We start from the raw sequence: 23,149 nt of genomic DNA on the forward strand, positions 1-23,149 counted from the left end.
CTCAGCCGTAGGGTGGGCATGTACCCATGCCCACCGCGGTCATTCCTCCCGCCGCCATTCCCCCGATTTCCCGCCCGCCTTTTCCAGCAGCCGGATGGCCTGCATTGTCATGCCCCGGTCCACCGCCTTGCACATGTCGTAGATCGTCAACAGCGCCACCTGTACGGCGGTCAGGGCTTCCATTTCCACGCCGGTCTGGCCCGCCGTTTTCACGGTGGCGACACAGCGCACGCGCTGGTGTTCCGGCTGGGGTTCGAGGTCCAGGCTGGCGTGGGTGAGGGCGATGGGATGGCAGAGCGGGATCAGGTCGGCGGTCTTCTTGCTCGCCATGATGCCGGCGATGCGGGCGATGCCCAGCACATCGCCTTTTTTATGGCTGCCGGACAGGATCAGGGCCAGGGTTTCCGGGCGCATCTCGATATAGCCCTCGGCCACGGCGCTGCGCTGGGTGCTGGGTTTGTCGCCCACGTCCACCATATGGGCGGCGCCTTGGGCATTGAAATGGGTGAGTTCGGTCATGGCGGGCGTCCGGGGTGGCAGGGCGGGCCATTATAAGGCCGTGCCTCCCCGGACGCGCCGGGGTTATCGCGCCGGGCCGATGCGGAAGCGGCCCACTTGGTCCTGCAACTGCGAGGCCAGCCGTGCCAGTTGCCCGCTGGCGTTGGCGGTCTGCTCGGCCCCGTCGGCGGTGTCGCGGGAAATGCCGCTGATATTGACCACGTTGCGGTTGATTTCCTCGGCGGTCACGCTTTGTTCTTCCGCCGCCGCCGCGATCTGGGTGTTCATGTCCTTGATGGTGTCGATGTAGCGGTTGATGGTTTCCAGCGAGCGGCCCGCGTTCACCGCCTGGTCCACGCTGTTCATGGCGGCGGTCTTGCCCTGGGCCATGGCCGCCACGGCTTGGTTGGCCCCGGTTTGCAGGCGCTCGATCATGCCCTGGATTTCCTGGGTGGATTGCTGGGTGCGGCTGGCGAGGGTACGCACCTCGTCGGCCACCACCGCGAAACCCCGGCCTTGTTCACCGGCCCTGGCGGCTTCGATGGCGGCGTTGAGCGCCAGCAGGTTGGTTTGCTCGGCGATGCCCCGGATTACGTCCAGCACCGCGCCGATGCTGACGCTGTCCTCCTTCAGCTTGTTGATGGCTTCAGAGGTGCGGCCCACTTCCGAGGCCAGGGAATCGATGCTCTGGATGGTGGATTTCACCACCGACATGCCGCTCTTGGCCTGTTGGTCGGCGTCCTGGGCGGCTTCGGCGGCGCGGGAGGCGTTCTGCGCCACCTGATGCACGGTGGTGGACATTTCGGTCATGGCCGAGGCCACTTGCTCGGTCTGCATGTTCTGGTTGAACACCCGCTGGCGGCTTTGCGTGGTGATGTTCGACAGGTGTTCCGCCGCTTGGGAAAGCTGTCCGGCCCCGTCGAGGATATCGCGGATAGTCTTGGCGAGGTTTTTGGAGACGGTGTTGCCGCGGTCGGCCATCCAGGCGAATTCGTCCTGGCCCGAGAGGCGGATGCGGTGGGTGAAATCGCCCTCGGCGATGGCGTTGAGACCGTTCACCAGGGTCTCGGCCCGGCGGTTGGCGGAATTGCCCAGGAAGGTGGCGAGCGACAGCATCAGCAGGGAAGTGGCCACCGCGATACCGATGATGATCGAGCTATTGGTGCCGTCGTCGTTGGGGTGGTAGACATCCACCATCGCCATGGCGACGATGCCGACGATGCCTATCGCCGTGTTCAGATACATCTGGCGGGCGAGGCTGAGGCTTTCTGTGATGAGTTTGAACATGGGGGGTTGCTCCGCGGCGCTGGGGAGGGGGTGGGCGGAATCCACCGGCGGCGAAGCCAAGCGACCCAGGGAGTTCCGCTTTAATTGTCGAGAAGTGTAGTCACGATTTCCTAACCCGTATTAGTTGGGGCAGCGGGCCGGGGTGGAACGCCCGGCCCGGTCCCGATGGCCCGGATTCCATTTGGTTCCATCGGGACCCCGCGGCGGCGGGCGGGCGTGTGGTCAAAGCCCGCGCACGATGGCGGATACGAGGCCGGGGCCGCGATAGATCAACCCGGTGTAGATTTGGACCAGGCTGGCCCCGGCATCGAGTTTCTGGCGGGCGTCGTCGGCGCTGGCGATGCCGCCACAGGCGATGATGGGCAACTTGCCATCCAAGACGGCGGCGAGCTGGCGCACCACCGCGGTGGAACGCTCGAACACCGGTTTGCCGCTGAGACCACCGGTTTCCGCCGCGTGGGGCAGTCCTTCCACGCCGGCGCGGGAAGCCGTGGTATTGGTGGCGATCACCGCGTCGATGCCGTGGTGGAGCAGGGCGGCGGCGATGGCTTCGATATCCGCGGGTTCCAGGTCCGGGGCGATCTTCACCGCGAGGGGCACGCGCTTCTGATGCTGTTGGGCCAGGACTTCGCGCTCGGCGGCCAGCCCGGCCAGCAAATGGTCGAGGTTTTCGCCGGTTTGCAGGCTGCGGAGCCCCGGCGTGTTGGGCGAGGAAATATTCACCGTGACATAGGCCGCCACGGAATAGACCTTGCGCAGGCAGGCCAGATAATCCTCCAGCGCGTTCTCGACGGCGGTATCCCGGTTCTTGCCGATGTTGATGCCGACGATACCGGAATAACGGGTTTGCTTAACCCGCTCCACCAGATAATCCACGCCTTTGTTATTGAAACCCATGCGGTTGATGAGGGCCTCGGCTTCCGGCAGGCGGAACAACCGGGGCGGCAGGTTGCCCGGTTGGGGGCGCGGCGTGACCGTGCCGATTTCCAGGAAGCCGAAGCCCAGGGCACCCAAACCCTCCAGGCAGTCGCCGTTCTTGTCGAGTCCGGCGGCGAGTCCCACGGGATTGGGGAATTCGAGGCCCATCACGCTGCGCGGCTTGGACGCCGGGGAATGCGCCAGCGGGTTGAACCGGCCCAGGCGGGTCAGGGCTTGGAGTCCGGCCAGGGTAAGGTGATGGGCGGTTTCCGGTTGCAGGCGGAACAGGGCGGGGCGGATGAGTGGATAGAACATGGCGGGTGGTCGAGGTTTGCTAGGGGAAAGCCAGTATAGCAAGGCCAATCGACGGGTAACGCGGCACGGCTCAAGCGGCCCGGTCGGCGTAGATCGCCTCCACCCTCCGGTAGAACCACGCGGGCCGCGTCAGCAAGAGGAAAAAAACCACGCAGGGCGTCACCGGCACCGGGGCGATGTCGAGCAGGAACAGGCCGAAAATTCCCAGGAAACAGCGCTTGCGGGTGGGCGTCGCCTCATGGGGTTGGACCGGCGGTAGCGGGGTGGGGCGCTGGCCGTCGCGGGTGTAGATATCGCGGACCAGGGCTAACAGCCAGCGGGGCCGGGCGACGACCGAATACAGGCCGATCAAGCAACCCGGCGAGATTGGCCCGAAGCCGATGAAAAAGAAGACGCTGAAAACAGCGAAGACTTTGAGTTGGGCGCGGTTCATGGGGTGTGTACTTGGTCGATGATGAGCCGGGTGGCTTCCAGGTCGATTGCCCCGACCCGGTTGCCGCCGCACAGGGCACCGCGGAAGCCCAGATAATCTGGCTGCAAAGCCAGCAAAGGCGCAATATCCGCCGCCCGCAACGAACCCGCCAAGCCGCACAAAAGCCCATGCCGCCGCGTCTCCGCCACGAAGCCGCGCAGGAAACCGGGTTCGCACACCGTCCTTAGCGAACCCCGGCTTTTGTCCGCCGTGTCCAGCATGGCCCCGGCGAAACCCGCCGCCGCCAGACGCGCCACCCAAGCCAGTTCCGGGCCGCAATCGCCGAACAGCACCGCCACCAAGCGCCCGCCCGCCGCTGTGTGGGGCCGCAAAGCCCCGATCACCCCGGCCCAATCGCCGCCGGGGAAAAAGCCGATCTTGACGTAATCGACCCCGGTCACCGCCATGGCCACGACCGCCGGAACCACGCTGTCCGCCGCCATGGGCAAATCGCCGACGGTGGCGCTGAGTGTGTGGTTATGGCCCAGTGCCGCCACGATCCGCGCCACGTCCACCACCGGCAACGCGCCCAAAGCGCCCGCCGCCGGTTGTTTCAGGTCGATGATATCGACGCCCAAGCTGGCGATGAGGCGGGCTTCGTCTAAGCTGGCGACGCTGGCGAGCATCCCGGTCATGCGGATTCTCCTTGCGCCGGAGATTCGCGCTGGAACGCCTCGATTTTCTCCATCAGCCAGCCCCAGGCTTCGAGTTCATGGGGACCGGCGGTTTTGTCCAGGCCGATGCGGAGATAGGCCAATTCGGCCTCGATCTTGCGCCACGGCAGCATGTGCAGGCGGCTGACCAGGATGGCCGTTTCCAGCACGGCGTATTGGGCGCGGTTGAAGCCCCGGAACGGCGCATGGTTGGCCTCGTGGACCACGCGGTAACGCAGCCGGGGCCGGGTCGGGTCGTCTGCCATCTCGATCAATTCCAGTTCGGCATGGGCCAGGGCCGAGGCCAAGCGTTGGCCCGGCACCCGTTCCGCCGCCAGCAAGGGCCAATCGCGCCGCCCGGTCAAACAGCCCGCGAATATCCGCACATCGTCGCAGTAGTTCACGACCGCGTGGCGGCTGGCGCTGAGGTTGGCTAGCGTGGTCGAGGGCCGGAACGGCAGGATGACGAGGGTGCCGTCGTCCAGCACATGCACGCCCATGGGCGCGATATGGGCGACACCTTCCGGTGAAAGGCTGGTGATGAGGGTTTCGCGGATCATTCAGTGTCAGTCGTGGCGATGGTGTTCGATGATGGTCGTGGCTGCGGTGAAGATGGCCCAGGCTGCGGGAAAATTGGAGAGTAGCAAGGTTGTTGCGCCTAGCGTCGATAATCGAAGGCGTCGGCGCGGGTAGTTCGGCAAGCGCGAGCCGACCCGGTAGAACCAACCCAAGACGATGAGACCTTCCAAGAACAGTGTCCATCCGCCGCAAATCATGAGGACACCGGCGAATATCAGCCCATTCCAATTCGTTGCCAACCATAGCGAGAAGATCGCGCAGCCAATGAGCAACGGAATCCCACCGCATAGCAAGGCGATCCGATAAGCGATCCGCATATTTTCCGGCAGGGTTGTTCCGGGATTATGGGCGTTCGATGGAACATCAGCTTTCATCGGGTTTCCTCAATGTGGTCCCGGCGGGCTTATAGGCATGGGGATCGACCGTCTGTTGTTCCGGCCCATCGACTTGGCAACCCCAGCGCAACGGCTCGTCCTGGGCATAGCGCTTCCCCAATTGCCGGGCGATTTCGGCCCGCGCCAATTCCACGCCCAGATAGAAGGCATGGCCGCCGTCCTGTTCCACGCCCAGCTTGGGATAGAGGTCGAACGGATTTTCGGCGCTGTGGAAACCGTCGCGGTTGAAGATATGCAAGCCTTCCGGGCTGATGAAAACGCGGTAGCTCGGGTCTTTCACCTGCCGGTACAGCGCCTCGATTTCCGCCCGGTCGAGGGGGAACGGGGCGCGTTCGTGCAGGGCCATCAGGCCATCGTCGATATGCTTGGGCAGGCGGTTGGCTGCGCGGGCGGCGAACATCACCCGCCGGGCCAGATCGGCCTCCCGTACCGCCTTGCGGGCGTGTTTGCTAACTTGCGTCGCCAGGATATGGCGGATGCCGAGTTCCGAGCATATCCCTAATAGCGTGGCGTTGATCCCGGCGGTATCGGCGTGGGTGAGTTCGGTCAGGTTGCCGACGCCCATCATGATTTCCACTTCCGGGTGGCGGCGGCGGGTTTCGTGGTAGCGCAGGATCGAGTCGGTGAAGCCGAAATGGATCGGGTCGAGGATGGGATCGACGATGAAGGCCCGGCCCTTGGCGCTCAAAGCGGCGATGGCGCGGTCCAGCGAATCCAGATCGCCATGCCGGGCCGGAATCAGGATCGGGGTCGAGGCCACCGCGTCGGCGACCCACAGCGACTCCTCGGTGAGGCTCAACAGGAAATCCGCCCCGGCTTGTCCACCTTTCACCAAATCGTCGTTGTCCAGCGAATCGACGCTGACCCGGAAACCCTCGGCCTTGAGCGCCCGCACCGCGGCTTCCATGTGCGGGAACGGCGTGGCCGGGAGGCAACCCAGGTCGATCACATCGGCCCCGTCCTTGCGATAATCCCGCGCCCGCCGCAGGATGCCGTCGATGTCCAACTGCGGGGCTTCGACGATCTCGGCGAAGATCAGCAGGTCGTAACGGCTGATATCGGGCTTCTGCTTGCCCTTGCCGAAGAATTCCGGCAGGTCGTGCAATTCGTCCGGGCCGCGCTCGACCGGCAGGCCCAAGTCCTGGGACAAGGCTTTGATGTCGCCCCGGCAGCGCCCCGGCACCAGGATGCGGGTCGCGCCGAACGTGTCCTTGAGCCGCCGCCGGATCATATCGGCGGTCATCAGGGCGGCGACGGTCAGCCCAAGTTGGTGGACGGTGTAGCCGAACTCGGGGTTCATCTCCTCCAGGACGCGGCGGAGTTGCGGTTCCGCCAGTTTGCCGGTGAGGAAGAGGATGTGTTCGGGCATGGGGGCGTGGCTTGAGTGCGGGAAAGCCGGGGATTATAGTCCGCGTGGCTCCGATTGGCGCGGCGTAATCGGAGGTATTGATCCATGCGATTACGCTGCGCTAATCGCGCTGATGGCTCCGAGAAAAACTATGGAACAAGCCCTTTTCCTAGGCGTATGTCGGTTGATTGTCATCGCACTGATGGTTTTGCCCACGATAGGGGCGGCGGAACCGGACCATACCCCTGAATTCGTCTTGGAGCGCGAACCCCTCGCCTATCCCGCCGAGGCCGCGCAGGAAGGCGTCGAGGGCCATGTCATGGCCGAAATCGCCGTGGCGGAGGATGGCGGGGTGGCGGCGACCACCCTGGTCGAATCGGTCCCGCCCGGTGTGTTCGATGCCGCCGTGCGCGATTGGGCCAAAGGCTGGCGGTTCAAGCCGGTGTGTGGGCGGGCGTTTCCCCATGGATTCAAGGTGAAGGTGCCCGTGTATTTTGTTTTGCCGGAGGGCGCGGATTCCAAGCCGATGCTGCTCGAACCGCTCCGCCCGGTGCCGCCGCGCCACGCGGCCATGCAAGCGGACGGGAAGGTTTCCCTGCGGCGCGATCCGGCTTGCGGGGCCGATCCCGGCGCCGCCCGCTAATCCCCCCGCCGCTCCGCCCAGGCCAACCATTCCCCCAACACCAGCAAAGCCCACAGCGCCCGCGCATGGTCCGCCGCCCGCCGCTGGTGTTCGTCGAACACCGCCCGCAAGGCCCGCGTATCCACACCCAGCCGCTCGAAACCGGGATGGGCCAGGGTGGTTTCCGCCCATTCCCGCAAGGGGCCGCGCAGCCAAGCGCCGATGGGCACCGACAGGCCGCGTTTCTTGCGGTAGACGATGTCCTTGGGCAGGTAGCGCTCGGCATAGCGCTTGAGGAACACCTTGGTCTCGATGCCCTTGACGCGCTCCTTGGGCGGCAGCGCGGCAGCGAAATCCATCACCTCGGGGTCGAGGAACGGGGCGCGCAGTTCCAGCGCCGACAACATGCTGGCCCGGTCGGCCTTGGTCAACAAGCCTTCGGCTAGCGGGCGTTCCAGGTCGTAATGCTGGAGTCGGTCGAGCAAGGTGTTTTCCCCGGTGGGCGCGGCCCAGGCCCAGGGTTCCGGTTCGAGGCCCAGCCGCTTTAGCAGCGCGGGCGGCACGCTGGAAGTCCACAACACATGCCGCGCCAGCCCGTCCAGTTCGTCGCCCTGCACGAAGCGCTTGAGCAGGAAGGACAGGGTGACTTTCTTGTCGCTCGGTGGCCAGCGGTCCACGGCTTGGCGGATCACGCGCCGCAGTCCGCCGGGCAGGCGGCTATACCCCTCGGCGATCCCGGCCCCGAAATAGGTCGGATAGCCCGCGAACAACTCGTCCGCGCCTTCGCCCGACAGCGAAATCCGAATATCCCGCGCCGCCCGCCGCGATAACAGGGCGGTCGGGACCCAGGCCGGATCGGCCAAAGGTTCGCCCGCCGCCCCGATCAATTCGGCCAGGAGGCCCGGCACGTCTTCCGGTTTCACCCAGACCGGCACGTATTCGATACCCAGTTGCCGGGCGACTTGCTCGGCGAATTGGCCTTCGTCGTAGGAATCTTCGCTGAACCGGAGGCCATAGGCCGTCAGCGGCTTGTCGGGCCTGAGGCTTTTCGCCACCGCGCTGATGAGCGAGGAATCCACCCCGCCGCTCAGGAACAGCCCGAACGGCACATCGACTTCGGTTTGCCGGAACACGGCGGCGCGGAACACGGCGTCGAAGGCGTCCAGCGAGGTATCGGTTTGCATCGGCACAGCGCGGGGCCAGCGCCAATAGCGTTCGCGGCGGAGTCCGGTGGCGTCGATGACAATGGTTTCGGCGGGGCCGACCTTGTGGATGCCGATGTAAGGGCTATCCGGGGCCGGGAAATGCCCGAGTTGCAGATAACGCCGCAAGGCCGCGCCATCCCATTCCAAATTGTCCGGCACGCTTGCGGTCAGCGCCGCGATTTGCGAGGCGAAACGCACCACGCCTTGTTCATGGCGGAAAAACAGCGGCCTTTCCCCGGAACGGTCCCGCGCCAACAGGATTTTGCGCTCGCGGGGGTCCCAGACCGCCAAGGCGTAGGCACCGGCCAGCCGTTCGACGAAAGCTTCCCCCAGTTCCAGATACAAGCCCGGCAATACCGCCACGTCGGTATCCTGCTCGATCCTGTGGCCGCGTTCTTCGAGGAAGGCGCGGAGTTCCTGGTGGTTGTCGATCTCGCCATTGCACACCACCATCACGCCGCTGTCCGGCTCGACGATGGGTTGCACGCCGCTGTCCAAACCCCGGATCGCCAAGCGGGCCATGCCGAAATGGGCGGAGCCGTCGCCGGTGGTCCATTCGCCGTCCGGGCCGCGATGGGCCAAGCGGGCGACCATGGCCGCGACGGGGCCGAAATTCATACCGTGTTGTGCCGTCCCCAGGACGGCGATACCGCAAATTCCACACATAGCTTATTGTTGGGCAGGCAGGAGCGCGGCCCAATGGCCCGCGCCGATATCGGTGACAGGAACGCCGCGGGCGGCGGCGACGGCTTCGAGCGCGGGGCGCTTTTCATATTTGGCGATGAGGTAGACCGGATGATTCCGGCTTTGTAGCCAAGCGTCCATCCGCGCAGTTGCGACGACATGCTCCGGCCAGGGCTTGCCGGAAGCCAGCGAGAACAGCACGTAATTGCTGGTCAATTCCCGGCCATCCGCGCTGATGAGCGTGACCAGCCGCTTGAGATAGAACGGCAGTCCTGGGGGGAAACAGCCGATGCAGGCGTATTCGGTGTTGTCCGGCAGCTTGGGCAGGCGTGCGGCCAGGGCACGGGAAGAGCGGGTATCGGCATAGCGCGGCAAGACCTCGAAATTGACGGTCAGGATCAACAGCGGCAAGGCCAACGCGGCGGCCATGCCCCAACGCGCATCGCGGCGGACATAGGCCACGCCTGCGAGCAAGGCCGTCGCGCCCAGCGAGAACGCCGCCGTCGGCATCAGCGGAATGAACAGCGCGAAGATTTCATGCGGGAACTTCAGGCGTTGTTCCAGCAGTTCGGGCCGCGCCGCGATGACCGCCATCGCCACGGCGGCGGGCAGCATGACCCCCAGCAAGGCGAGGCTGGCCCGGCGCACGACGGCGGCGGCAACGCCCGCCCGGTCCAGGATGGCGGCGGCGAACACCCGCGCCGCCACCACGCCCAAAGCCACCACGCCGGTCAGGATGTAGCCCGGCAGCTTCGATTTCGACAGCGAGAAAAACACCACCACCACCAACGCCCAGACGATGAACAGCCGGTCGGGCCGGGACAACGCGGCCCGTTTGCGCCAAGCGGCGGCGATGGATTCCGGCAACAACAGGCTCCAGGCAAAACAACAGCTCGCGATGATCAGCCCGTAGTAATAGAACGGCTGGGTCCGGCGGAACACCGGCGTGGTGAAGCGGGCGATGGATTCCCGCATGATGCCGTAATAGGGGAAATCCGGGCAGGCCAGCGACAAGCCCACGAACCACGGTAACACCACCGCGAAAAACACCAGGAAATGCACCGGCCTGAATAGGCGCTTCATGGCATCGAAGCGGCGCAGGCTACCATGGAACACCAGCATCACCAACAAGGGGATGATGAAACCCACCGGACCCTTCACCAAGGTGGCGACCCCGCCCAGGAACGCCGCCAGCAAATACCAGCGGTTCCGGGTTTTGCCCGCGTGTTCCTCCGCCAGATAGGCCGCGAAGATCGAGGTGCAGACGAAAAAGGCCAAGGTCATATCGAAGATGACGATGCGCGAGAAGGCGATATACAGCGGTGTCGCCGCCACCACCAGCAAGGCCAGCGCGGCGGTGCGCTCGTCGTAGACCCTGCGGCAGAACGCGAACAACGCCGCCAACAGCCCGAAACCGAACAGCGCCGAAGGCAGCCGCGCCGTGAATTCGGATTCGCCGAACAGGTCCAGCGCAATCGCCACGGCCCTGAAGAAGAACGCCGGTTTGTCGAGATAGGTGGCCCCGTTGTAGGTCGGGACCAGCCAAGCCCCGGCTTCCTTCATTTCGCGGGCGACCTCGGCGTTACGGCCTTCGTCGGGCGCGAGCAAGGGGAAATCGCCCAAGTGGCCGAACACGGCCCAGGCACCAATCAAAAAAGCCAGGATGGAAAACCAATGCCGGGCGGCGAAGGACAAGCCAGCGCCGGTCGAGGCTTGCGCCTCGCGATGCGGGGAGAGCGCCATGGATGGGGTTGGAAGGGTTGGGAGTGGGAGCGGAAGGCTCGGGGCCGTTATTTTACATCGGGAGGCGATGACGGGTGGGATGTGGCCCGGAAAGGCGTGTTGCCGGGCGTGTGGGCCGGACGGTGGCTATGGCAAGTTCTGAAGGTTTGGGCGCGTGGAAACTACAACGCGCCGCCGTGGAACACCAATTGCCCCAGGAATTCCTCGCCCTGCTCGGCGCATTCGATGCGGGTGATCGCGGCGCTGCCGACCTTGATGCGGAACAGGTTGGACAGGGGGATTTCGAGGGTCTGGGCCAGCACCATGCGGATCACCCCGGCATGGCAGACGATCAACACATGCCGGCCCGCATGGCGGTTGAGGATGTCGTTCCAGGCCGCCACCACCCGCGCCCGGAAATCGCCCAAGCCTTCCGCGCCTTCCGGACGGTGGCTCATGGGATCGCGGTAGAAGCGCTGTTGCAGCCCCGGATCGAATTGGGTCACTTCCTCGTGGGTCTTGCCCTGCCAGACGCCGAAGCCGATTTCCATCAGCCGGTCGTCGGTTTCCAGCGGCAGCTTGAGCCGTTCGGCCAAATCCTCCGCGAAATCCAAACACCGCCGCAAGGGTGAACTGACGATGGCGTCCCAAGGCGCGTGCTGCCCCACCGCCGCCCGCATCTGCCGCCAGCCGGTGTCGCTGAGCGGATCGTCGATCTGGCCCCGGTAGCGGCTGCCGCCCACGGGTTCGCCGTGGCGCATCAGATCGACGAGGGTGGTGACGCGCTCCTCGGTGCTCACGGCTGGGTTTCCTCGGCGAGTTGGGCGCGGGCGCGGGCCACGGCCTGCCGCACTTGGTTCGGGGCGGTGCCGCCGAAATGGTCGCGGGCCTGGAGCGACCCTTCCAGGGTCAGGATGCCGAACACATCGGCCTCGATCCGGGGCGACAGCGCTTTCAATTCGTCCAGCGCCAATTGTGAAAGATCGCGCCCGCTATCGATGCCCAGGCGCACCGCCTTGCCCACCACTTCGTGGGCGTCGCGGAAGGGGATGCCCTTGCGGACCAGATAATCCGCCAGGTCGGTGGCGGTGGCGTAGCCCTTGAGCGCCGCCAAGCGCATGGCTTCGCGGTTGGGCACGAGGTGCGGCACCATGTCGGTGTAGGCGCGGAGGCAGGCTTTCAGGGTGTCGAGGGTGTCGAACAGCGGTTCCTTGTCCTCCTGGTTGTCCTTGTTGTAGGCCAGGGGCTGGCTTTTCATCAGGGTGAGGAGGCCGACCAGATGGCCGAACACCCGGCCCGCTTTGCCGCGCACCAGTTCCGGCACGTCCGGGTTTTTCTTCTGCGGCATGATCGAGGAGCCGGTGCAGAAGGCGTCCGGCAGATCGACGAAGGCGAATTGGGCCGAGGTCCACAGGATCAATTCCTCCGAGAACCGCGACAAATGCATCATCACCAGGCTGGCGCAGGCGGCGAATTCGATGGCGAAATCCCGATCGCTCACGGCATCCAGGGAATTGGCCGCCGGGCGGTCGAAGCCCAAGAGTTCCGCCGTGTAATGGCGGTCCAGCGGAAAGGTGGTGCCGGCCAGGGCCGCCGCGCCCAGCGGCATGACGTTGAGGCGCTTGCGGCAATCGCGCAAACGGTCCTGGTCGCGGGCCAGCATCTCGTACCAGGCCAGCATATGGTGGCCGAAGCTGACCGGCTGGGCCACTTGCAGATGGGTGAAGCCGGGCAGGATGGTGTCGGCTTCGCGTTCGGCCAGATCGATCAAGGCGGCGCGCAGGGTCGCGAGCTGTTGGCACAGCCCATCGATTTCGTCGCGCAGGTAGAGGCGGATGTCGGTGGCCACCTGGTCGTTGCGGGAACGCCCGGTGTGCAGTTTCTTGCCGGCCTCGCCGATGCGGTCGGTGAGGCGGGCTTCGATGTTCATATGCACGTCTTCCAGTTCCACCGACCAGAAGAAATCGCCGCGTTCGATCTCGGCCAGGATGGTTTCCAAGCCTTCGACGATGGTGTTGAGGTCTTTCTGCGACAGCACGCCGATGCGGGCCAGCATGGTGGCGTGGGCGATGGACCCTTGGATATCGTGCCGGGCGAGGCGTTGGTCGAAGCCGACCGAGGCGGTGAAGGCTTCGACGAAGGCGTCGGTGGCTTGGGTGAAGCGGCCGGCCCAGGGTTTTGATTCGCTGCTGCTCATGGGGGAAGTCTCGGTGCGGCTGGGAAGGGCGGGATTATAACCGAGGCGGGTGGTTCCCGAGCGGAAGCGGGGGCGTGGAAAGTCGCGAGGGGCGGGACTCCATCCGTACCACGGGTTGGTACGGTGGAGCGATCCGGGAAAGACCGGTGTGGTCAGCCTATTCGCCGCTCATGGGGTCAGCGAGGTGTGTGCCTGAGTTGGGGTATACCAAGCGGTATCACGGTTTCGTTCCGGTCTTTCTCGCTGCGACGGGTGGTCGCGCCTAATGTGGAAGCGCAATACACGCCTAGGCATTGCGTGGGGTCTCGGTTGAGGTTGGCTTTATTGCTGCCGCCGTCCGTGACCCCGTCCACGTCCAAGCCAAGATCGGCGTTCAGGCTGGCCCTGTTGTTGGAGACCTTCACACCGACGAGGGCGGATGGAGAGCTATCGCCGTTCTCCATCCACCTCCCCAGGGCTTTCATGCCGTCATCGATATCGGGGAAGTCCGCCGAAACCGTGTAGCCGTTGTGGATGAAGTAATTCCCGGCCACCAGGGTATCCTTGCCGCCACAGTCCGTGGGCGAGGATTGCCAACAGGCGGTTTTGATATATATCCCCACATGGCTATTGTGGAGGAACTGGTTGTTCACGAATTGGTTACCCTGCATTCCGGGGAATTGCGCTCCCATCCCCGGCCTTGCCTCCATCCAGATTCCCGATCCGTTATTCAGGAATTGGTTGGAAGTGATTTTGTTGCCGTTGACCCCGCCAAAGTTTTCATTCCAGAGGTTGATTCCGGTGGTATTGCTTATAAATCTATTGTTATAGATGTTCACGCCCAAGGTCGGATTGTCCGTTGACCAGTTCCTTTGGATACTGATGCCCTTTGCATTACCAGTGAACGATGAATTCCGCACCATCCCGCCGTACCCGAAATAGAAGCTCAGGGCCACTCCAGGAATATTGGTGAAGTTGCATTTGTCCACGGTGAAGTTGGAAGCGGTTTCGATGAAGAAACCGGGACTCGTGGAGTGGGTAGAGATATGGAGGTTGATCAGACGCCCCGCGTCGCCTATCCACCACGCTTGGTCCATCACAAGGTTTCCGTTGCGTATGGTGACACCATTGCCTTGTGGACTCAGCCTTGCTGTCGTGAGCTTGAATCCGTTAAGGTCGAGGAATTTATTGTTCTCGTTCAGTACGACCGTGCAGGTGGTATCGTGGGTGAGCTTATAGCCGCCTTTCACGGCAATAACCCCTTTGCAGTCCAAGGGGGTGTTGGTGGCCGCGTGCGTGGGAAGGGTGAATGCCAAGGCGGAGGCGTACATCGCCAAAGCTTGGAGGGATATTTTGTGGATATATTTCGTGATCATGTCATTATCCTCATCCATGAGTTAATTATGACGGCAGAGGCCGATTAGTATGAACCCGGACTGCCAGAGCGAAGCTCGCTGCAAGCGCTTTGGATGGTCTGGCTGGCCTTGGTTCAAGAACCATGATTTCCATTCCTGTCTTGCGGTGGGTTTAAGTTTAATACCGGCGACCGCGATATTTAATACACTAAGAGGGCGGTGTTTTCAACAAAGCATTTTGGTGGGTTTTTTGTGGTTGGGAATGCCGCGATTAATGGTACATCTTGGTTGGGTCGGTTTATTGTTAAGCTGGGTGGGGGGTGTTGATGAGTCGCACGGCGGTTTCTATGTCGGCGAGTTAAGAAACAAACCGGATCGCAAAAATTTCAATCAGAAAACGATGATTTGCGCTCGACCCTGTGATTTGCTTGGACTGGAACCGCTGTAATAGGGTTTTTCTGGGGTATTGATGGGTCGGCTGGAGTGGCTATATTGGGTTTTCGCTGGCGATCCCGCGCAAGAGCCGACGGGGCCGTGAGCGTCGGCGGTATGGAGGACAGGCCCATCGACCCTCAGCCGGTGCCGGGCGGGTCTTCCCCGGTCGAGGGACATCGTCGTCCCATGGTGAATCACTCAGGATATGGCCGGATTAACTTCCTCTTCGCCCAAGCCCTCGTCGCCCATCATCTCCACGGCGGCATGATTGCCCCGTGTCCAGCCTCCCAAACCAATCCCCCAAAACCTTGATTTTCCTCAAACGCCCCCCGCCGCTCCCGGTATAGAGTTCCCCGGCCCTCACCGGGCGACAAACCGTCAACAAAAAGACCCACTCGGCAACTGCTTTAAGGAGGAAACCCCATGGCACTTTTGAACTGGACCGCGGAAGCTTTCGGCACCAACATCACCGCCGCCGACGAAGAACACAAAGTGATCTTCGATATGGTCAACACCCTCAACGACACCGTGGGCAGCGGCGACCGCGCCGCCATCGGCAAGCAGTTGGACGGGTTGATCGCCTACGTGGCCGGCCATTTCAAGACCGAGGAAGACCTGTTCGACGCCCACGGCTATCCAGGCACCGAGGCCCATAAGAAGCTCCACGCCGAGTTGGTCAACACCTGCCTCGACGTACAGAAGAAATTCCACGCCGGCGAACTCGACATCACCGGCGATACCTGCGTCTTCGTCAAGGATTGGCTCTACAGCCACATCCCCAACCACGACAAGCACTACGGCCCCTACCTCAACGAGAAAGGCGTCGGCTGAGTCCCCGCCACGCCACGACCGCAAAGGGGCCGCGACGGCCCCTTTTTTGTGCCCGCCCCGTTTTCCCCCGGCCTTATTCCGTTTTGCCCCCGGTTTATTCCCCAAGCGCCCTGTAGTAGCATCCCTGAAAAACCACCCGCGGGACACCACACCGATGACTCGACCCAACCAACTCCCTGCTTGGCAGGCGCTTGTCCAGCACCAGCGGGACATCGCCGATGTCCATATGCGCGACTTGTTCGCCCAGGACCCCCAGCGTTTCGAGAAATTCTCCCTGTGTTTCGGCGATTTCCTGTTCGATTACTCCAAAAACCGCATTACCGGGGAAACCCTGGGATTGCTGCTCGACCTCGCCCGCCAAACCCAGCTGGCCGACAAGATCGCCGCCATGTTCCGCGGCGATAGGATCAATGTCACCGAGAGCCGCGCCGTGTTGCATGTGGCCCTGCGCAACCGCGCCAACCGGCCCATCCTGCTCGACGGCGAGGACGTGATGCCCGAGGTCAACCGGGTGCTGGCCAAGATGCGGGCCTTCGTGGAACAGGTGCGTTCCTGCCAATGGCGCGGCTGCACCGGCAAGCCCATGACCGATGTGGTCAATATCGGCATCGGCGGTTCCGATCTCGGCCCCCGCATGGTGGTGCAGGCGCTGACGCCCTATACCACGCCCGCCCTCCGGGTCCATTTCGTATCGAATGTGGACGAGGCCGACCTGATGCAGGTGCTGCAAGGGCTGGACCCCGAGGCCACCTTGTTTTCCATCGTCTCCAAGACCTTCACCACCCAGGAGACCATGACCAATGCCCAGTCGGCGCGGGAATGGCTGCTGAACCACGTCAAGGACCCCGCCGCCGTGGCCCGGCATTTCATCGCCATTTCCACCAACGCCGAGAAGGTCGCCGAATTCGGCATCGACACCAAGAACATGTTCGAGTTCTGGGATTGGGTGGGCGGGCGCTATTCGCTGTGGTCGGCGGTGGGTTTGTCCATCGCGCTGGCGGTGGGGATGACCCGGTTCGAGGCCATGCTGACCGGGGCGTTCCGGGTGGACGAACATTTCCGCAACGAGCCGTTCGAGCGCAATATCCCGGTGCTGATGGGCTTGATCGGGATTTGGTACGACAACTTTTTCAACACCGATTCCTACGCCATCCTGCCCTACGACCAGCACTTGGAATTCCTGCCCAGTTATCTGCAACAGGGCGATATGGAGAGCAATGGCAAGACCGTGGACCTCGAAGGCCGGCGGGTGGATTACACCACCGGGCCCATCATCTTCGGCCAGCCCGGCACCAACGGCCAGCACGCCTTCTATCAGCTCATGCACCAGGGCAGCGAATTGATCCCCTGCGATTTCCTGGCGGCGGCGAAAAGCCACCACGGCCTGGGGCGGCACCATGAAATCCTGATTTCCAATTTCCTGGCCCAGCCGGAAGCCCTGATGCGCGGCAAGACCTACGAGGAGGCCAAGGCCGAGCTGATGGCCGAGGGCGTGACCGGCGAGCGCTTGGAGGAGTTGGCCGCCGCCAAGACCTTCACCGGCAACCGGCCTTCCAATTCCTTCCTGTACAAGAAACTGACGCCGGAAACCCTGGGCTCCCTGATCGCCTTGTACGAACACAAGATTTTCGTGCAGGGGGCGATTTGGAACATCAATTCCTTCGACCAGATGGGCGTGGAACTGGGCAAGCAACTGGCCAAGACCATCCTGGCCGAACTGGCCGGGGAACAAGAGTCCATCGTCCACGATAGCTCCACCACCGGGCTGCTGGCACATTACAAGAGGTTGCGCTGATGTCGGAACGTGAATTGTTCATCGCGGGCGGTGCCGACGATCTGGCGCGGGAAGCCGCCGTCAGGTTCCTGGACGCCGCCCAGCAGTCCATCGCCGACCATGGCCGTTGCGCCGTGGCCTTGTCCGGCGGCAGCACGCCCAAGCGCTTGTACCGGCTCCTGGCCCAGCCGCCCTATCGCTACGCCGTGGACTGGTCGAAGGTGTATATGTTTTTCGCGGACGAGCGTTTCGTGCCGCATGACGATCCCGATAGCACGATGCTGCTGGCGCGGGAAACCCTGTTCGATCACGTCCCGCTGCCGCCGGAAAACATCTTCCCCATGCCCACCGTGGGCCTCGCGCCCGAGCAAGCCGCCGCCGAACACGCGGCGACCCTGGCGGCATTCTTCGCCTCCCCTTTGCCCAAGTTCGACCTGATCCTGCTCGGGATGGGGCCGGACGGGCATACGGCCTCGCTGTTTCCGGGCTTCCCGGATTATCCCGGCAGTGTCGCCGCCGTCCACGGTTCCCCGAAGCCGCCGCCCACCCGCCTGACCCTGACCCTGGACGCCATCAACCAAGCCCGGCGCATCCTGTTCCTGGTCACGGGCGCGGACAAGGCCGAGACCTTGCGGACGGTGTTCGCCGACCCAGCCCCGACGGCGGCGTCCCTGCCCGCCGCGAGGATCAAGGCCGAAGGTGCGGCTTGGTTGGTGGACCGCGAGGCCGGGAGCGCCTTGATCTAATCCCGTAGATGCCGGTACGACGGAATGGAATCCGGGGGCGTAGGCTCACCCGCCCCCGGATTCCGCCGTGTTCCATCCGGGCTACGCCCTTCAACCCATGACCCTTCCTTCGAGTAACCCCATGAAAATCCTCATCGTCGGCGGCGGTGGCCGCGAACACGCCCTAGCCTGGAAAGCCGCCGCCTCCCCACGGGCCGAAAAAGTCTATGTCGCCCCCGGCAACGCGGGCACGGCGTTGGAACCCGGCCTGGAAAACGTTGCCCTGGCCGCCGACGATATCCAGGGGTTGTTGAACTTCGCCAAGGCCAAGGGCATCGACCTCGCCATCGTCGGGCCGGAAGTGCCCTTGGTGTTGGGCATCGTCGATGCGTTCCAGGCCCAAGGGCTCAAATGCTTCGGCCCGACCCGCGCCGCCGCCCAACTCGAAGGCTCCAAGGCTTTCTGCAAGGATTTCCTGGCCCGCCACCGGATTCCCACCGCCGCCTACGCCACCTTCACCGAGGTCGAACCGGCCCTGGCCTATATCCGCCAGCAGGGCGCGCCCATCGTGGTCAAGGCCGACGGCCTCGCGGCGGGCAAGGGCGTGGTCGTGGCCCAGACCGAGGCCGAGGCCGGGGCGGCGGTGCGCGATATGCTGGCGGGCGACGCCTTCGGCGCGGCGGGGCGGCGGGTGGTGATCGAGGAATTCCTGCAAGGCGAGGAGGCCAGCTTCATCGTGATCGCCGATGGCATCCACGCCCTGCCGATGGCCTCGTCCCAGGACCACAAGGCCCGCGACGACGGCGATCTCGGTCCCAATACCGGCGGCATGGGGGCGTATTCGCCCGCGCCGGTGGTGACGCCGGACATCCACCGCCGGGTGATGGACGAGGTGATCATGCCGACCTTGCTCGGCATGGCCACCGATGGCGTGCCCTACACCGGCTTCCTCTACGCCGGGTTGATGATCGGCCCGGACGGCTCGCCCAAGGTGCTGGAATTCAACTGCCGCTTCGGCGACCCCGAAACCCAGCCCATCATGCTGCGCCTCAAGAGCGATTTGCCCAGCCTGTGCCTCGCGGCCTTGGACGGGTGTTTGGACAAGGTCGAATGCGTCTGGGACCCGCGCCCGGCCTTGGGCGTGGTGTTGGCGGCGGACGGTTATCCCGGCGATTATGCCAAGGGCGAGGTCATCCAAGGTTTGCCACCGGCGGGCGGGACCGAGACCAAGGTGTTCCACGCCGGTACCCGGTTGCAGAATGGGCAGGTGGTGACGGCGGGCGGGCGGGTGCTATGCGTGTGCGCCCTGGGCGGCACGGTGGCGGAGGCCCAGCGCAAGGCTTACGAGGGCTTGGACGGCATCCATTGGGACGGGGTCTATTACCGCAAGGATATCGGCCATCGCGCCATCGCCAGGGGGTGACGCGGCGCGTACCCTATTTGGCTTTGGCCGGTGCGGGGGGCGGGGCCAGGGACAGGTTCACCACATAGGGGTAGCCGTCCATTTCCAGGCCCAGACGCAGGAGGTTCGCGCTGCGGGCTTCGTCCTGGCCGGGGAAGAACAAATAGCCCTGGGCCAGTTCCCCCGGTTGCAGGCGTTGGTTGCGCAGGGATTTGCCGTTCAAGTCCTGGCGGATGCGGTTTTGCAGGGCTTGGCCATCGCCGCCGCCCAGGAATGCTCCCGCGCCCACGCCCACCCCGGTGGTGTTGAGCATCGGCCCGTAGCCGTTCTGTAGGATCAAGCCGATGGCGAAGCCGCTGAGCGCCGCCGTGGCCCCGCCCCACAGGGCCGAGATCGCCCCGCCCTTCAAGGTTTCCCCCGTGCCCACCGCCGCCACCACCCGGCCCTGCGCCTGCTCGGCGGTGAGCAAAGGCCAGGCCATGCCCTGCCGGTCGATGAGGAAGGTTTGTTGCGGATTGACCTTGATGACATCGCGGCCCCGGTTGTCGATCACCAGCCGCACCGGCAGCAGCCCCGCGCCCCGGATATCGAAGCCGAACGCCTGTTCCGCCTCCTTGGGTTCGGGATAGGCCCGCGCCGCCATCTGGGCGCCCTCGACCTCGACGCTGTTGGGGCTGAAGCCCGGCAGGGGCACGGGCGGAATCTTCTGGTGGTAGGTGGAACAGGCGAGCATCCCGGTCAGGAGCAGGACGATGGCGAGGCGGACCGGGGTCTGGCCGGGCCGGGGCGGGCGGTGAGCGTTCATGGGGCGATCTGGATCGTGCGGGGGAGAAGCATAAGCATAACCCCGATTCGGCATATAATTCCGCCCCATCCGTTCCCCAACCCCTGATCCAGCATGAGCATAGGAAACGACCCCGCCTTTCCCGCCCCGACCCCCGCCCAGCAAGCTTTACAGCGCCTACGCCAATTCGTCGCCACCCAGGTCGTCGGCCAGGACCGGCTGATCGAGCGGATGCTGACCGCCCTCCTGGCCGATGGCCATATCCTGGTCGAGGGCGCGCCGGGGCTGGCCAAGACCCGCGCCATCAATGTGTTGAGCCGGGGTATCGAGGGCGATTTCCACCGGGTGCAGTTCACGCCCGATTTATTGCCCGCCGACCTCACCGGCACCGAAATCTACCGGCCCCAGGACGGCAGCTTCCATTTCCAGCAGGGACCGCTGTTCCACAACCTGGTGCTGGCCGACGAGATCAACCGTTCGCCCGCCAAGGTGCAATCGGCCCTGCTGGAGGCCATGGCCGAACGCCAGATCACCGTGGGCCGGGTGACGTATAAACTCCCGGAATTGTTCCTGGTGATGGCGACCCAGAACCCCATCGAGCAGGAAGGCACCTATCCTTTGCCCGAGGCCCAGCTCGACCGCTTCATGCTCTACGTCCGCATCGGCTACCCGGAAGCCCAGCACGAGCGCGAAATCCTCAAACTGGTGCGCGGCGAGGCCAAGCGCACCGGCACCGGCGCGGCCCGGTCCCCTGCGTTCGAGCCGGTCGGCCAGGCGGTGTTGTTCCAGGCCCGCGAGGAAGTCCTCGAGGTCTATATGGCGGAGTCCTTGGAACACTATCTGCTGCAATTGGTCCTCGCGACCCGCGAACCCGGCGTTTATGGCGCGGATTTCGCCCGTTGGCTCCAATACGGGGCCAGCCCCCGCGCCACCATCGCCCTGGATCGGTGCGCCCGCGCCCGCGCTTGGCTCGATGGCCGGGATTTCGTGACGCCCGAGGATATCCAAGGCATCGCACCCGATGTGTTGCGCCACCGCCTGATCCTGGCCTACGAGGCCGAGGCGGAGGGCGTCACCGCCGACCGTTTGATCGGGGAGTTGCTGCGCCATGTCGCCGTGCCTTGAACCGTGGGGGGCCGCCCCCGGCTGCGGGGTCGGCGGCGTTTTTCCGTTGGCGGTGGCGATATAATCCAAGGATATCTAGTGGCCCAGGGACAAGCGGACGGCGATCCGGGGGCGAGTTTGATTCCAGAGGTTCTCATGCAGGCATACCAGGAAGCATTCATCCAATACGCGATCCAATGCGGGGTGTTGCGCTTCGGCGATTTCACCCTCAAGTCGGGGCGGCGCAGCCCCTATTTCTTCAATACCGGCCTGTTCGACAGCGGGGCGCGGCTGGCCCGGCTGGGCCGGTTCTACGCCGAAACCCTGCTGGACCGGGGCATCCAGGCCGATGTGCTGTACGGTCCGGCTTATAAGGGCATTCCCTTGGCCTGCGCCACCGCCATCGCCTTGGCTGAAGCCACCGGCACGGAAGTCCCCTTCGCCTTCAACCGCAAGGAAGCCAAGGACCATGGCGAGGGCGGCGCCTTGGTCGGCGCGCCGTTGCGGGGTTCGGTGTTGATCCTGGACGATGTGATCACGGCGGGGACGTCGGTGCGGGAATCGGTGGATATCATCCGCGCCGCCGGGGCCACGCCTTCCGGCGTCCTGATCTCGCTGGACCGCCAGGAGAAGGGCCGGGGCGAACTGTCGGCGGTACAGGAGGTTGTCGGGCAATATGGCATCCCGGTCCACGCCATCGTTGGGCTGGGCGATATCGTGGATTATCTGGCCCAGGCCGGGCAGGCGGTCGAACTGGAAGCCATACGCCGTTACCGCGCCGAATTCGGTTCGTTATGAGCCGTTCTCGCCATTGGGCCTGGGTCTTATGGCTGGCCTGGGCGGTGCCCATGGCCGGGATGGGCGCGCCGCCCGGCAGCAAGCCTACCCCGTCTACCCCGACCTACCGCTGGGTGGACGAACAGGGCGATGTCCACTATTCCGATCAGGTGCCGCCCGAGGAGATCAAGCAGCGCCGCACCAAGCTCGACGCTCAGGGCCGCGAGGTGGGGGTGGTCGAGGCCGCCAAGACCCCGGAGCAATTGCGCCGCGAGCAGCAGCTCCGGCAGTTGCGGACCCAGCAGGATAAAATCCTGGCCGAGCAGCGCGACCGCGACCTGTCCTTGCTCAGGACCTACCGCAGCGAACAGGAAATGTACCGGGCCTTGCAGGGCAAGCTCGATACCCTCGACGGCCTGGTCAAGATCAACGAGGCCAACCGCCAACGCCAGCAAGATCTGCTCCGCGGCCACGAGCAACGCGCCGCCGACCTGGAGCGGCAAGGGCAGCCCGTGCCCCAGGCCCTGCGCGACAACATCGCCGCCACCCGCCGCCAACTGGCCGAGTTCGGCGAACGCATCCGCCGCCTCGAAGCCGACAAGCGCGAGATCACCGAGCGCTTTGCCAAGGACATCGCCCGCTACCGCGCCATCGCCGCCCAGCAGAAGAACACTTCCACCGAGGCGCTCGGGGCGGGGTTGTTCGATTTCGGCGGTGGCTCCAAACAGGACAACCAGGAGATCGTGATCAGCGCCATCCCTTGCGCCATCGGGCCGGTGTGCAACCGGGCCTGGAGTCTCGCCAAGCAATATGTGTTGAAGTCCGGCGGGGTGGACGCGCTTTCGCTGGAGACCGAGCGCATCCTGCAAACCGCCCCGCCCGCGAACGACGACCAATTCGGCCTGACCGTCACCCGTATCGCCGGCAGGACCGAGGATATCCTGTTCCTCGATGTGCGTTGCCGGCCTTCCTCGGTGGGGGAGGCGCTGTGCGCCGGGGCCGGGGTGCGGGAGGTCCGGCTGGGTTTCAAGCCGTATATCGAGGCGGGGCTGGCGGGCGGCGGTTCCGCGTCCGTGCCCCGTTGAACC

At 64.4% G+C, this 23,149-nt stretch carries 23 protein-coding genes; 9 read left to right on the plus strand and 14 right to left on the minus strand.

Translation table 11 applies throughout. From position 1 onward, the window contains the following. Positions 1–39 precede the first annotated feature (39 nt). The 8 genes from moaC to K5658_RS03400 form a co-directional block, all read right to left on the minus strand. Positions 40–519 carry a cyclic pyranopterin monophosphate synthase MoaC gene (gene moaC / locus K5658_RS03365; protein ID WP_221065580.1) on the minus strand — a complete coding sequence of 160 codons (480 nt, stop codon included), beginning with the start codon at positions 517–519 and terminating at the stop codon, positions 40–42. 63 nt (positions 520–582) lie between these two features. Next, on the minus strand, positions 583–1,785 hold the full coding sequence (locus tag K5658_RS03370) for a methyl-accepting chemotaxis protein (RefSeq protein ID WP_221065581.1): 1,203 nt from the start codon (positions 1,783–1,785) through the stop codon (positions 583–585). 222 nt (positions 1,786–2,007) lie between these two features. After that, positions 2,008–3,018, minus strand: coding sequence for a quinone-dependent dihydroorotate dehydrogenase (locus K5658_RS03375; protein WP_221065582.1), 1,011 nt, complete (start codon positions 3,016–3,018; stop codon positions 2,008–2,010). 70 nt (positions 3,019–3,088) lie between these two features. Then, entirely contained in the window at positions 3,089–3,451 is a 363-nt protein-coding gene (locus K5658_RS03380) for a hypothetical protein (RefSeq protein WP_221065583.1), read from the minus strand. Then, complete coding sequence (locus tag K5658_RS03385; protein WP_221065584.1) at positions 3,448–4,125, minus strand: (5-formylfuran-3-yl)methyl phosphate synthase; 678 nt, start codon at positions 4,123–4,125, stop codon at positions 3,448–3,450. The genes K5658_RS03380 and K5658_RS03385 overlap by 4 nt, the downstream gene beginning before the upstream one ends. After that, complete coding sequence (locus K5658_RS03390; RefSeq protein ID WP_221065585.1) at positions 4,122–4,703, minus strand: DUF447 domain-containing protein; 582 nt, start codon at positions 4,701–4,703, stop codon at positions 4,122–4,124. Before K5658_RS03390 ends, K5658_RS03385 begins: the two co-directional genes overlap by 4 nt. Positions 4,704–4,709: 6 nt before the next feature. Then, positions 4,710–5,096, minus strand: coding sequence for a hypothetical protein (locus K5658_RS03395; protein WP_221065586.1), 387 nt, complete (start codon positions 5,094–5,096; stop codon positions 4,710–4,712). Next, entirely contained in the window at positions 5,086–6,486 is a 1,401-nt protein-coding gene (locus tag K5658_RS03400; RefSeq protein ID WP_221065587.1) for a DUF6513 domain-containing protein, read from the minus strand. The genes K5658_RS03395 and K5658_RS03400 overlap by 11 nt, the downstream gene beginning before the upstream one ends. A gap of 130 nt (positions 6,487–6,616) precedes the next feature. On the opposite strand from K5658_RS03400, the gene K5658_RS03405 reads away from it, so the two are divergent. After that, positions 6,617–7,108: an energy transducer TonB gene (locus K5658_RS03405; protein WP_221065588.1), complete on the plus strand. Its 492-nt coding sequence runs from the start codon at positions 6,617–6,619 to the stop codon at positions 7,106–7,108. Here the strand turns inward: K5658_RS03405 and asnB are convergent. The 5 genes from asnB to K5658_RS03430 all read right to left on the minus strand — a co-directional run bounded on the left by asnB (position 7,105) and on the right by K5658_RS03430 (position 14,250). Beyond that, on the minus strand, positions 7,105–8,958 hold the full coding sequence (gene asnB / locus K5658_RS03410) for an asparagine synthase (glutamine-hydrolyzing) (RefSeq protein ID WP_221065589.1): 1,854 nt from the start codon (positions 8,956–8,958) through the stop codon (positions 7,105–7,107). The genes K5658_RS03405 and asnB overlap by 4 nt on opposite strands. A 3-nt stretch (positions 8,959–8,961) precedes the next feature. Then, positions 8,962–10,719, minus strand: a complete 1,758-nt coding sequence (locus K5658_RS03415) for an ArnT family glycosyltransferase (RefSeq protein WP_221065590.1) — start codon at positions 10,717–10,719, stop codon at positions 8,962–8,964. Between the two features lie 161 nt (positions 10,720–10,880). Next, positions 10,881–11,498 (minus strand): histidine phosphatase family protein, encoded by a 618-nt coding sequence (locus tag K5658_RS03420; protein WP_246628555.1) that lies wholly within the window; start codon positions 11,496–11,498, stop codon positions 10,881–10,883. After that, positions 11,495–12,895, minus strand: coding sequence for an argininosuccinate lyase (argH, locus tag K5658_RS03425; RefSeq protein ID WP_221065591.1), 1,401 nt, complete (start codon positions 12,893–12,895; stop codon positions 11,495–11,497). The genes K5658_RS03420 and argH overlap by 4 nt, the downstream gene beginning before the upstream one ends. Positions 12,896–13,071: 176 nt before the next feature. Further along, entirely contained in the window at positions 13,072–14,250 is a 1,179-nt protein-coding gene (locus K5658_RS03430; RefSeq protein WP_221065592.1) for a right-handed parallel beta-helix repeat-containing protein, read from the minus strand. Between the two features lie 49 nt (positions 14,251–14,299). Here K5658_RS03430 and K5658_RS03435 point away from each other — a divergent pair, with 49 nt between their 5' ends. The 5 genes from K5658_RS03435 (at position 14,300) to purD (ending at position 19,417) form a co-directional block, all read left to right on the plus strand. Continuing rightward, a complete protein-coding gene (locus K5658_RS03435; RefSeq protein ID WP_221065593.1) occupies positions 14,300–14,677 on the plus strand; it encodes a hypothetical protein in 378 nt (125 codons plus the stop codon). Positions 14,678–15,087: 410 nt separating this feature from the next. Then, positions 15,088–15,495 (plus strand): bacteriohemerythrin, encoded by a 408-nt coding sequence (locus K5658_RS03440; RefSeq protein ID WP_221065594.1) that lies wholly within the window; start codon positions 15,088–15,090, stop codon positions 15,493–15,495. A gap of 154 nt (positions 15,496–15,649) precedes the next feature. Then, positions 15,650–17,290, plus strand: coding sequence for a glucose-6-phosphate isomerase (gene pgi, locus K5658_RS03445; RefSeq protein ID WP_221065595.1), 1,641 nt, complete (start codon positions 15,650–15,652; stop codon positions 17,288–17,290). Beyond that, positions 17,290–18,015, plus strand: a complete 726-nt coding sequence (gene pgl / locus K5658_RS03450; RefSeq protein ID WP_221065596.1) for a 6-phosphogluconolactonase — start codon at positions 17,290–17,292, stop codon at positions 18,013–18,015. The genes pgi and pgl overlap by 1 nt, the downstream gene beginning before the upstream one ends. Positions 18,016–18,136: 121 nt before the next feature. Next, positions 18,137–19,417 (plus strand): phosphoribosylamine--glycine ligase, encoded by a 1,281-nt coding sequence (gene purD / locus K5658_RS03455; RefSeq protein ID WP_221065597.1) that lies wholly within the window; start codon positions 18,137–18,139, stop codon positions 19,415–19,417. A gap of 13 nt (positions 19,418–19,430) precedes the next feature. Here the strand turns inward: purD and K5658_RS03460 are convergent, their stop codons facing one another. After that, positions 19,431–20,201, minus strand: a complete 771-nt coding sequence (locus tag K5658_RS03460) for a hypothetical protein (RefSeq protein ID WP_221065598.1) — start codon at positions 20,199–20,201, stop codon at positions 19,431–19,433. A 93-nt stretch (positions 20,202–20,294) separates the two neighbouring features. On the opposite strand from K5658_RS03460, the gene K5658_RS03465 reads away from it, so the two are divergent. The 3 genes from K5658_RS03465 to K5658_RS03475 all read left to right on the plus strand — a co-directional run bounded on the left by K5658_RS03465 (position 20,295) and on the right by K5658_RS03475 (position 23,146). Further along, positions 20,295–21,305 carry an AAA family ATPase gene (locus tag K5658_RS03465; protein WP_221065599.1) on the plus strand — a complete coding sequence of 337 codons (1,011 nt, stop codon included), beginning with the start codon at positions 20,295–20,297 and terminating at the stop codon, positions 21,303–21,305. A gap of 135 nt (positions 21,306–21,440) precedes the next feature. Next, on the plus strand, positions 21,441–22,082 hold the full coding sequence (gene pyrE / locus K5658_RS03470) for an orotate phosphoribosyltransferase (RefSeq protein ID WP_221065600.1): 642 nt from the start codon (positions 21,441–21,443) through the stop codon (positions 22,080–22,082). Further along, positions 22,079–23,146: a DUF4124 domain-containing protein gene (locus K5658_RS03475; protein WP_221065601.1), complete on the plus strand. Its 1,068-nt coding sequence runs from the start codon at positions 22,079–22,081 to the stop codon at positions 23,144–23,146. Before pyrE ends, K5658_RS03475 begins: the two co-directional genes overlap by 4 nt. The last annotated feature ends 3 nt before the right edge of the window (positions 23,147–23,149 follow it).

The organism is Methylomagnum ishizawai, from assembly GCF_019670005.1.
Taxonomy (GTDB): domain Bacteria; phylum Pseudomonadota; class Gammaproteobacteria; order Methylococcales; family Methylococcaceae; genus Methylomagnum; species Methylomagnum ishizawai.